Annotated in this window: 10 protein-coding genes and 1 pseudogene; 6 read left to right on the top strand and 5 right to left on the bottom strand. The window is 70.2% G+C overall.

The features are described from left to right. The 5 genes and pseudogenes from ACOWU6_RS04815 to argG all read left to right on the top strand — a co-directional run. Positions 1 to 207: pseudogene (locus tag ACOWU6_RS04815) on the top strand (HNH endonuclease); the annotation flags it as partial. A 79-nt stretch (positions 208 to 286) separates the two neighbouring features. Further along, on the top strand, positions 287 to 1336 hold the full coding sequence (locus ACOWU6_RS04810; protein WP_421074893.1) for an aldo/keto reductase: 1050 nt from the start codon (positions 287 to 289) through the stop codon (positions 1334 to 1336). 254 nt (positions 1337 to 1590) lie between these two features. Further along, positions 1591 to 2652 carry a D-cysteine desulfhydrase family protein gene (locus ACOWU6_RS04805; protein ID WP_421074892.1) on the top strand — a complete coding sequence of 354 codons (1062 nt, stop codon included), beginning with the start codon at positions 1591 to 1593 and terminating at the stop codon, positions 2650 to 2652. Between the two features lie 49 nt (positions 2653 to 2701). Next, positions 2702 to 3463 (top strand): Pr6Pr family membrane protein, encoded by a 762-nt coding sequence (locus ACOWU6_RS04800; protein WP_282978276.1) that lies wholly within the window; start codon positions 2702 to 2704, stop codon positions 3461 to 3463. Between the two features lie 54 nt (positions 3464 to 3517). Next, positions 3518 to 4936, top strand: coding sequence for an argininosuccinate synthase (gene argG, locus ACOWU6_RS04795; RefSeq protein WP_271172447.1), 1419 nt, complete (start codon positions 3518 to 3520; stop codon positions 4934 to 4936). A gap of 109 nt (positions 4937 to 5045) precedes the next feature. Here the strand turns inward: argG and ACOWU6_RS04790 are convergent, their stop codons facing one another. The 3 genes from ACOWU6_RS04790 to ACOWU6_RS04780 are packed head-to-tail and all read right to left on the bottom strand — an operon-like array spanning position 5046 to position 7032. Beyond that, entirely contained in the window at positions 5046 to 5264 is a 219-nt protein-coding gene (locus ACOWU6_RS04790) for a PLDc N-terminal domain-containing protein (protein ID WP_271172448.1), read from the bottom strand. A 32-nt stretch (positions 5265 to 5296) separates the two neighbouring features. Next, a complete protein-coding gene (gene codB, locus ACOWU6_RS04785) occupies positions 5297 to 6574 on the bottom strand; it encodes a cytosine permease (RefSeq protein WP_421074891.1) in 1278 nt (425 codons plus the stop codon). Further along, positions 6571 to 7032, bottom strand: a complete 462-nt coding sequence (locus ACOWU6_RS04780; RefSeq protein WP_421074890.1) for a nucleoside deaminase — start codon at positions 7030 to 7032, stop codon at positions 6571 to 6573. Before ACOWU6_RS04780 ends, codB begins: the two co-directional genes overlap by 4 nt. 167 nt (positions 7033 to 7199) lie before the next feature. On the opposite strand from ACOWU6_RS04780, the gene ACOWU6_RS04775 reads away from it, so the two are divergent. Continuing rightward, on the top strand, positions 7200 to 7610 hold the full coding sequence (locus ACOWU6_RS04775; RefSeq protein ID WP_271172449.1) for a VOC family protein: 411 nt from the start codon (positions 7200 to 7202) through the stop codon (positions 7608 to 7610). Between the two features lie 40 nt (positions 7611 to 7650). Here ACOWU6_RS04775 and ACOWU6_RS04770 read toward each other — a convergent pair whose 3' ends face one another. Beyond that, positions 7651 to 8259, bottom strand: a complete 609-nt coding sequence (locus ACOWU6_RS04770; protein ID WP_421074896.1) for a methionine ABC transporter permease — start codon at positions 8257 to 8259, stop codon at positions 7651 to 7653. A gap of 59 nt (positions 8260 to 8318) precedes the next feature. After that, positions 8319 to 9350: a methionine ABC transporter ATP-binding protein gene (locus ACOWU6_RS04765; RefSeq protein WP_421074889.1), complete on the bottom strand. Its 1032-nt coding sequence runs from the start codon at positions 9348 to 9350 to the stop codon at positions 8319 to 8321. Positions 9351 to 9361: the final 11 nt, after the last annotated feature.

Genomic DNA, 9361 nt, shown 5'->3' with positions numbered 1-9361 from the left:
ACCGAAACCGACAACGGCGTCCTGCTCTGCTGGTGGCACCACCACCACCTCGACACCTCCGGCTGGAACATCCACATGCACCACGGCGTGCCCTACATCGTCCCGCCCCGCTGGATCGACCGCGACTGCACACCCCGCCCCGCACAAGGATCCACCACCCGCATACGCACCCGCATCCGCCGCACCCTCACCCGCATCCGCACCTGACCCACCACGGCACACCCTTGCTGACTGCCTCGACTGCCGACGGCCCCGACCGGGGTGGATGGCCGGTACGCTCGCGTTCGTGAGCGCAACCGACACTCGGACATCCGCTTTCGTCGACCTCGGAGACGGCCTGCGCGTCTCACCGCAGGGATACGGCGGCATGTCCCTCACCGACGTGTACGGCCCCATCTCCGATGACGACGCCCTCCGCACGCTCACGCACGCGGTCGACGCCGGCGTGACGTTCATCGACACCGCGAACGTGTACGGCGAGGGCCGCAGCGAGCGCATCATCTCGCGGCTCCTCGCCACGCGTCGCGACGAGGTGCAGCTCGCGACGAAGTGCGGCATCGTGCCCGGCGGCCGCATCGGCGAGAGGTCGGTGCGCGGCGACCGCGCCCACATCCGCGAGCAGATCGACCTCAGCCTCAGCCGCCTCGGCACCGACCACGTCGACCTCTACTACCAGCACCGCGTCGACCCGAACGTGCCCATCGAGGAGACCGTCGGCGCGTTCGCGGAGCTCGTGCAGGAGGGCAAGGTCCTCCACATCGGCCTCTCGGAGCCCACCGGAGACGAGCTGCGCCGGGCCGCTGCCGTCCATCCGATCGCCGCCGTGCAGAGCGAGTGGAGCATCGTCAGCCGCGACGTCGAAGCGCACGTCGTCTCGGCAGCGCGCGAGCTCGGCGTGGGCTTCGTGCCCTACTCCCCGCTCAGCAGGCAGTGGCTCACCGGCGCGTTCGACGCCGCGGCGATGGTCGAGGGCGACGGGCGGCCGAAGTTCCCGCGCTTCGCGCCCGAGGCGCTCGCAGCCAATGCGCCGATCCTCGCCGAGGTCCGCGACCTCGCGACCGAATCCGGCGTGACGCCCGCACAGCTCGCGCTCGCCTGGCTCTCCGCGAAGGGCGAGCAGCTGGGGCTCCCGGTCGTGCCCATCCCCGGCACCCGCTTCGCCGACCGCGTCGACGAGAACCTCGGCGCCGTCGGGGTGCGCCTCGACCCGGAGGTCGTCGCGCGACTCGACGGCATCGCAGACCGGGTCACGGCGCACCGCTCGTTCGACCCGCTGTGGGTCTCGGATGGCCGCGAGCAGCCGGGCGCTCCGCAGAACCCGCAGCCGACCACCTGACCGTCAGGCCGGTTCGTCGACGAGCGGCTCCAGCGCGAGCGCCGCGACGACCGCGATGAGCGGAAGGGCGACGAGCGCCTGCAGGATCGCTTCCATGATGCCTCCTCCCCGGATGCACCCTGCATCCAGGCATCCAGAGAACAGGCCGCGCCCCGGCGGTGCCCCTGTGCGGGCTCAGAACGGCCTGCGCGGAGCCTGATGAGGTCGCAGGGAACGCTCGGAATCCCCTGACGATGCGGCCTATGCTGACGGGCATGACCGCCGATGCGCTCCTCGACCCGCTCTTCCTCGATGTCGCGGATCCGGCCATCCGAGACCTCCGCACCCTGCGCGAGGATCTCGCGGTCGCGCCGACGCCGCTGCAGCCGCTCGACCGCCTGCGCGACAAGCTGGGCGGCGGTCCACGGCTCTGGGTCAAGCGCGACGACCTGACGGGTCTCGCGCTGGGCGGCAACAAGACGCGCAAGCTCGAGTACCTCCTCGCCGACGCACGGCAGCACCGTGCCGACGTGATCGTCACCGTCGGCGCCGGCCAGTCGAACCACGCCCGCCAGACGGCGGCCGCCGCGGCCAAGGCCGGGCTCGAGTGCGTCCTCGTGCTGCGGGTGCCCGCCGACGCGACGCCCGAGTACCGCGGCTCGGGCAACGTGCTCCTCGACCGAGCGCTCGGGGCGCAGGTCGTGCTCGTCGAGGAGACGGCGGATGACGCGCACCCCGAGATCGCGGCAGCCGACGCGGTCGTCGCGCAGCTGCGGCAGGACGGCCTCCGGCCGTACCTCATCCCGACGGGAGGCTCGACGCCGGTCGGCGCCCTCGGGTACCTCGAGTCGTACGCGGAGCTCGCCGACAGCGGCCGCACCTTCGACGAGATCGTCTTCGCGAACGGCAGCGGCGGCACGCATGCGGGCCTCCTCGCGGCCCGCGAGCTGCTTCCCGGCGCCGGTCGCCCGCGGATCCACGGCGTCGCCGTCTCGCCCGAGGTCGACGCCCTGACCGAAACCGTCGAGTGGATCTCGCGCGAGGTGCTCGGGTTCTTCGGGCGCGAGCCCGCGGAGTCGCCCTGGCTCGACGCGGCGCACATCGGCCCGGGCTACGGCGTCCTGACCGAGGGCGGAACCGAGGCCATCCAGCTCTTCGCGCGCGCCGAGGGCATCCTCCTCGACCCGGTCTACACGGGGAAGGCGGCGGCCGCGCTCATCGCCGGGGTCCGCTCCGGCGCGTACTCCGACGACGAGGACGTGCTGTTCCTGCACACGGGCGGCGCTCCTGCGCTGTTCGCGCACGCTCCCGCGCTCACGGAGGCGTTCTCGAGCTGAGCCGCGCGGTGCTCCCGCCCTGCCCCGCCCGGCGGATAGTCTCGGCGGCATGACCGCAGATTCGCGCGCCTGGACCACGGCATGGCAGATCGCGCGCGTCGCGACCGCGATCGCCCTGGTCTCGGCGACCGCTGCGCAGTTCTCGCGGACGGTCGGCAACGCGCTGACGAAGACGGAGGCGCACGCGTCTCACCTGCCGACCGTGATCTCGAACTTCTTCAGCTACTTCACGATCGAGTCGAACCTCTCGAGCGCCATCCTGCTCGTGGTCGCCGCGATCTGGACGTGGACCCGCGGTCGCGACGGCCGCCGCGAGCCAGCGGGGCTGTCGCTTCTGCTCGCCTGCGTCTCGACGTACATGATCGTGACGGGCGTCGTCTACAACATCCTCCTTCGCGGCATCGAGGACCCGACGACCTCGGTCGCGTGGGCGAACGAGGTGCTCCACGTCGTCGGCCCGCTCTTCCTGCTCGCCGATGTGCTCGTCGCCCCGCGACGCGGCGCCCTACCCTGGCGCGCGCTGGCCGTCGTGATCGCCTTCCCCGTCGTCTGGGCCGTGTACACGCTGCTCCGCGCGAACGCGATCACGGGGCCGGCGACCGGCAACCCCTGGTGGTACCCGTATCCGTTCCTCGATCCGCATCTCCAGGGCGGATACGGAGGGGTCGCGCTGTACATCGTCGGCATCGCCGCGGCCATGGGCGTCATCGGCGCGGCCGTCATCGGCGTGGGGCGCTGGCGCGCAGCGCGCACGGCGACCGAGCGGATGGCCGCCGGCCGGCTCCCCGAGGAGCGCACGCCGATCGCGTAGCGCCGGATGGCCGCCGAATCGGGCGGAGAGCCGCGCGGCTCTAGGATGGAGAGCATGTCGAAGGTCCTGGAATCCCTCCCCGTCGGCGAGCGCGTCGGCATCGCCTTCTCCGGGGGTCTCGACACCTCCGTCGCGGTCGCGTGGATGCGCGACAAGGGCGCCATCCCGTTCACCTACACCGGCGACCTCGGGCAGCCCGATGAGGACGACATCGAGTCGATCCCCGGCCGCGCCCTGACCTACGGCGCGGAGGCCTCGCGCCTCATCGACTGCAAGCCGCTGCTCGTCGAGGAGGGCCTGTCAGCCCTCGCGTGCGGCGCGTTCCACATCCGCTCGGCGGGTCGCACCTACTTCAACACGACGCCCATCGGGCGCGCGGTCACGGGCACGCTGCTCGTGCGCGCGATGAAGGAGGACGGCGTCGACATCTGGGGCGACGGCTCGACCTACAAGGGCAACGACATCGAGCGCTTCTACCGCTACGGCCTGCTCGCCAACCCGCGCCTGCGCATCTACAAGCCGTGGCTCGACGCGCAGTTCGTCTCCGAGCTCGGCGGGCGCAAGGAGATGAGCGAATGGCTCGTCGCGCACGACTACCCCTACCGCGACTCCGCGGAGAAGGCGTACTCGACCGACGCGAACATCTGGGGCGCCACCCACGAGGCGAAGACCCTCGAGGAGCTCGACGTCTCGCTCGAGACCGTCGAGCCCATCATGGGCGTCCGCTTCTGGGACCCGGCCGTCGAGATCGAGACCGAGGACGTCACGGTCACGTTCGACGCCGGCCGCCCGGTCGCGCTCAACGGCGTCGAGTTCTCCGACCCGGTCGCGCTCGTCTTCGAGGCCAACCGCATCGGCGGCCGCCACGGCCTCGGCATGAGCGACCAGATCGAGAACCGCATCATCGAGGCGAAGTCGCGCGGCATCTACGAGGCGCCGGGCATGGCGCTCCTCTTCATCGCCTACGAGCGCCTCGTGAACGGCATCCTCAACGAGGACACCCTCGCGACGTACCACGAGCAGGGTCGCCGCCTCGGCCGTCTCATGTACGAGGGCCGCTGGCTCGAGCCGCAGTCGCTCATGCTGCGCGAGTCCATCCAGAAGTGGGTCGGCTCGACGATCACCGGCACCGTCACCCTGCGCCTGCGCCGCGGCGAGGACTACACGATCCTCGCGACCGAGGGCCCCGGTCTGTCGTACGCACCCGAGAAGCTCTCCATGGAGCGCGTCGGCGACGCGGCGTTCGGCCCGACCGACCGGATCGGCCAGCTCACCATGCGCAACCTCGACATCGCCGACTCGCGCTCGCGCCTCGAGGGCTACGTCTCGCGCGGCCTCATCGGAGGCACGACCGGCGAGCTCATCGGCGCCCTCGAGAAGGGCGAGGCCGAGGAGATCACGGCCGGCACGGAGGCCGACGAGGCGCTCGACGCCGCGGGCGAGTCCGCCGCGTTCGACACCGGCACGGACTGAGCCCGGCGAGCGCAGCGAGCTGCCCGGTCATTGAGCGAGCGCAGCGAGTCGAAATGCAGTCCTGACGAAGCGGCCCCTCCGATCGGAGGGGCCGCTTCGTCGTACCGGATCAGCGCCCGATGCTCGCGTTGATCCGGTCGTGCGCGATGACCCAGATGATGAGCCCCACGAGCGGGAACGCCAGGATCACGATGATCCACAGCAGCTTGAGCACACCGCCGATGGCGGGGTCGGCGATGGTCTTCACGATGGCGTAGATGATCGCGCCCAGCCAGATGAGGCCGGCCACACCGATCCCGATCACGCCGATGATGCCGAGGATGTCCATGGCCTCACCCTAGGTCGGGTCGAGCCGCGCCTTCATGCCCTCCGGCGTGCGAGCGGGGAAACGGCCATCGTAAGGAGGGTCGCCGCGAGAATGCCGATCACGGGCGGGATGCCGATCTCGAGGACCCCCGAGCCCCACGCCAGGACGCTCGCGACCGCGTACACGACGAGGTTCAGCACGTTCAGACGCGGCAGCGTCTGTCCCTCGGGCATCTGCGTGCGGCGCCAGCGTGCGAGGTAGTCGCCGATGATCACGCCGCCGAGCGGCGGGATGAAGACGCCCAGCAGCGACAGGTACTGCGGGAGGTGCGCGTTGACGCCGAGGAGCGCGAGGACCGTGCCGATGACCGAGCCCACCACGACGAACGGCAGCTTGCTCGGCCTTTCGAACAGCGCGGCGCCCGCGACGCCGAACGAATACGCGGCGTCGGCGTTCGACTTCCACAGGTTGCCGAACAGGAGGAAGAGCCCCCAGCCGACGAGCCCGAGCTGGTACAGCACGAGCACGAAGTCGCCCTCGCCGAAGGTGATGGCGCCGATCGCCCCGAAGAGGATCATGAGGCCGTTGCCGACGAGGAATCCGATCACGCACGCCCACACCGCCTGTCGGCCGGTGCGGCCGAAGCGCGTCCAGTTGGGCGCCTGGGTCCCCGCCGACACGAACGTGCCGACGACCGTCGTGATCGCGACCGCGAGGGTCATCGACCCCTCCGGCTGGATCGCCGCGAGCCCCGACCAGCCGCCGACCTCGTCGAGCGACCGGAACACGACCCACACCGCGAGGATGAGGATGAGCGGGGTCGAGACGAGCGACACCCAGTACATGCCCCGGTATCCGTAGCATGCGGTGAGGCACATCAGCGCGCTGACGGCGATCATGATCGCGGCGCGCGGGCCGTATCCATCCCAGCTGAACGCCTGGGCCGTCAAGTCGCCGATGGTGCCGACGACCACGCCGTACCATCCGATCTGCGTGCCGCCCAGCAGGACCGAGGCGAGCTTCGAGCCCGTCGTCCCGAGCGAGTACCTCGCCATGACGACCGTCGTCAGGCCGGTGCGCGCGCCGATCCAGCCGAGCGTCGCGACATATGCGCCGAGCACGGCCGATCCGACGAGGATGACGAGGAGCAGATCGCGCAGGCCGAAGGCCGTCCCGAGCTCGGCGCCCGCGAGCATCGTCGGGGTGAAGATCGTGAACCCGAGAAGCACGACGACGAGCGAGAAGAAGCTCTTGCGCGCGGACGCCGGCACGGGGCTGACGGGGTAGTCGACATCGACCGCGGCCTGCGTGTCGCGTGCGGCCGTGGTCATGCGTCGACCCCGATGTCCTCGGCCCAGAGCTCGGGCCGCTCGCTCATCATGCGGCTCATGAGCGCGATGCAGGTCTCGTCATCGGCGATCACGAGCTCCTTGCCGTTCGACGCGAGCCACGCCTCCGACTCCTGAAAGCTCCGGTTCTCGCCGATGACGATGCGCGGGATCTCGTACAGGGTCGCGGTGCCTGCGCACATGTAGCACGGCGAGAGGGTCGTGTAGAGCACGCTCTCGCGGTACACGCGTGCCGGGAGACGACCCGCGTTCTCGAGGCAGTCGGTCTCGCCGTGCCGGATCACGCTGCCCATCTGCACGCGGCGGTTGCGGCCGACCGCGAGCACCTCCCCCTTGTGGACGAGCACGGCCCCGATCGGGATGCCTCCCTCGTCCCAGCCGATCTGCGCCTGCTCGATCGCCAGGTCGAGGTATCTGCGGTCGTCATCGCTGAGCGCCATGGGCGTCTCTCCTCACTCGTCCATTCAGATGCAAACATCCCATCGTCTCAGATCACAACCGAGCGGATGGCCGAGATGCGTTCACGAGACGGCCTTCCGGATGTCGGCGCCCCGTGCCATCCTCATCTCGGATCCGGGCAGCGGGCCCGGCGGAGAGAGGACATCCCATGGCCTTCAAGATCTCGCCCTACATCAGCTTCGTCGACAACGCCGCGGAGGCGCTCGAGTTCTACCAGAGCGTGCTGGGCGGCACGCTCAACATCTCGAAGATGAGCGAGTACCCCAGCCCCGAGCTCGATGAGGCCGATGCCGACAAGGTGATGCACGGCCAGCTCGAGCTCGAGAACGGCTTCACGCTCATGGCCTCGGACACCCCGACCGGCATGCCGCGCGACGAGGGCGCGAACCTGTCGGTCACGATCTTCGACGGCGACGCCGAGGAGCTCCGCGGCATCTTCGAGAAGCTCGCCGACGGCGGCAGCGTGGTCGTTCCGTTCGAGCAGGCGCCGTGGGGCGACTGGTTCGGCATGCTGTCCGACCGCTTCGGCGTGCAGTGGATGGTCAACAGCGGAGCCTGACGACCTCCGAGGCGGGCCTCCGGCGCTTCGGAGGCCCGCCTCAGCGCCGCAGGATGCGCCGAGCGAGACCGTTGCCGATCGCCTGCACAAGCTGCGTCACGATGATGATGATCACGAGCGCGCCGACGGTCACGACCGGATCGAACTGACGATAGCCGTAGGCGATGGCGTAGTTGCCCAGGCCCGTGCCGCCGATCATGCCCGCGACGGCCGACATGTCGATGATCGCGATCGTGGCGAAGGTGTAGCCCAGCACGAGCGGGCCGAGTCCTTCGGGCAGGATCACGGTGAGGATGATGCGCCACGGACCGGCGCCGGTCGAGCGGGCCGCCTCGATCACCCCGGTGTCGACCGTGACGAGGTTCTGCTCCACGATCCGCGCGATGCCGAACGTCGCGGCGATCGAGATCGCGAAGATCACCGCCTCGTTGCCGATGCCTTTTCCGACCACCGCGCGCGCAAGCGGCTGCAGCGCCGCGATGAAGATGATGAACGGGATGGGCCGGAAGGTGTTGACGAGGATGTTCAGCACCCAGTAGACGACGGGCTGCTGGAGCACGCCGCCGCGGCGGGTCACGAAGATGGCCGTGCCGATGACGAGGCCGGCCAGGCCGCCGATGAGGAGCGCAGCCGCGACGAGCCACAGCATGATGCCGGTCTGCTCGACGAGCTCCGGGAAGATATCGCCGATCTGCTCCAGGATGTCGTTCACGCGGCCACCTCCGTCACCGTGACGCCGTCGCCGATCTCGGCGAGAGCGCCGCGCACGGCCTGCTCGTCGCCGCGCACGGCGATCGTCAGGAGGCCGTACACGCGTCCCTGGATGTCGTCCACGCCGCCGTGCACGAGGTTGAAGTCGACCCCCGCTCGCGCGAGGGCGCCGAACACGCGGGCCTCCGACGCGCCCTCGTCCGTGAACGAGATCGTGAAGAAGCGGCCCTCGTGCTGCGTCCGGAGCGCCGCGAGGGCGTCCCCATCGGGAAGCGCGCGGACGACCGTGCGCACGAAGCGCTTGGCCGTCTCCGTCTGCGGACGCGTGAAGACGTCGTACGTCAGGCCCGATTCGACCACCCGACCGCGCTCCATGACCGCGACCTTGTTCGCGATCCGCGCGATGACATCCATCTCGTGCGTGATGACGACGATCGTGATGCCGAGCTCGCGGTTCACTCGCGCGAGCAGGTCGAGCACCTCGTCGGTCGTCTCCGGGTCGAGGGCGCTCGTCGCCTCATCGGCGAGCAGGATGCCCGGGTTCGCGGCGAGCGCGCGGGCGATCCCGACGCGCTGCTGCTGGCCCCCTGAGAGCTGCTCGGGGTACGCATTCGCCTTGTCCGCGAGCCCGACGAACTCGAGAAGCTCCGCGACCCGCTTCGCGCGCTCGGCCCGGGGCATCCGCGCCACCTCAAGCGGATACGCGACGTTGCCGCTGATCGTGCGCGAGCGCAGCAGATTGAAGCGCTGGAAGATCATGCCGATGCCCTGCCGCACCTCGCGCAGCCGGCGCTCGGGGATGGCCGTGATGTCGGTGCCGTCGACGTCGATCGAGCCGGCCGTCACCGGCTCGAGGCCGTTGATGAGCCGGACGAGGGTCGACTTGCCGGCCCCCGAGTAGCCGATGATGCCGAACACGTCGCCCCGCTCGATCTCGAGCGAGACGCCGTCGACGGCGACCACCGGTCCGTCGCCGCGCCGCTGCGGCGGATAGCTCTTCGTGACATCGGAGATCGTGATGTGCGGCATGGCTCCTCGGC

This window comes from Microbacterium sp. SA156 (assembly GCF_049065455.1).
In the GTDB taxonomy this organism is placed as follows: Bacteria; Actinomycetota; Actinomycetes; order Actinomycetales; family Microbacteriaceae; genus Microbacterium; species Microbacterium barkeri.
Note: the sequence above shows the minus strand (reverse complement) of the source record. Positions and strands in the feature narration are given on the sequence as shown.